The following is a 685-nucleotide window of genomic DNA, read 5'->3' as shown; positions in this document are numbered from 1 at the left end:
GGGATGAGGAGGTCATGACAGCCTGACGGGAAGATTCTTCGTTCGCGTCCGGGGTGGGGCGCAGCGGTGGCACGCAGCGGTCACGGGGGTGGTGGTGAGAGAGCGCACGGGCGGGGCACCGGCGACGTCCCCGAGTGAGGGGCGTCGAGACCCTCCAGTCTATGCGCGCGCTGAACGCGCTCCGGTTCGCGCGCACGTCTCGCGCGTGCGCGCGATGGGCGTCAGTGCCAGATGACGGCGAGCCCCGCGTTGAGCAGGGCCAGGATGCCGATGGGCCAGAAGATCGCGGGGGAGAGCGAGCCCGTGCGCTTCTGACGGGCCGAACCGATGCCGAGCAGCGCGCCGATGACGAGCAGCACGACGAGCTTGATGCCGATTTTGATGTAGTTGGGCTCGTGGTCGCTGCCCCAGGGAGCCGAGAGGATGAGCCCGGTGACGAGGGAGATCACGATCGCGTAGTTCATCAGCGGCGTCACGCGGATGCGGCGGCCGACGGCCTCCACGACCCAGGCGCCGAAGAGGATCGCGAAGCCGACGATGTGGATCAGGATGACGACGCTGCGAAGGATCTCCATACCCGTCAGAGTAGGGATGCCGCGGATCACCCGCCAGGAAGGCGGGCCTCACCGCGCTCGCGGCCCTCCCCGACCCACGCCCGGCCCCGCCCGCCGACCCCGGTGGCTTC

The 685-nt window shown here is 69.8% G+C and carries 1 protein-coding gene; it reads right to left on the bottom strand.

The genetic code is table 11. From position 1 onward, the window contains the following. Positions 1–221: 221 nt before the first annotated feature. Positions 222–575, bottom strand: a complete 354-nt coding sequence (locus tag NS220_RS18605) for a hypothetical protein (protein ID WP_058625447.1) — start codon at positions 573–575, stop codon at positions 222–224. Positions 576–685: the final 110 nt, after the last annotated feature.

The sequence above is a fragment of the Microbacterium testaceum genome (assembly GCF_001476655.1).
Classification (GTDB): domain Bacteria; phylum Actinomycetota; class Actinomycetes; order Actinomycetales; family Microbacteriaceae; genus Microbacterium; species Microbacterium testaceum_C.
Note: the sequence above shows the minus strand (reverse complement) of the source record. Positions and strands in the feature narration are given on the sequence as shown.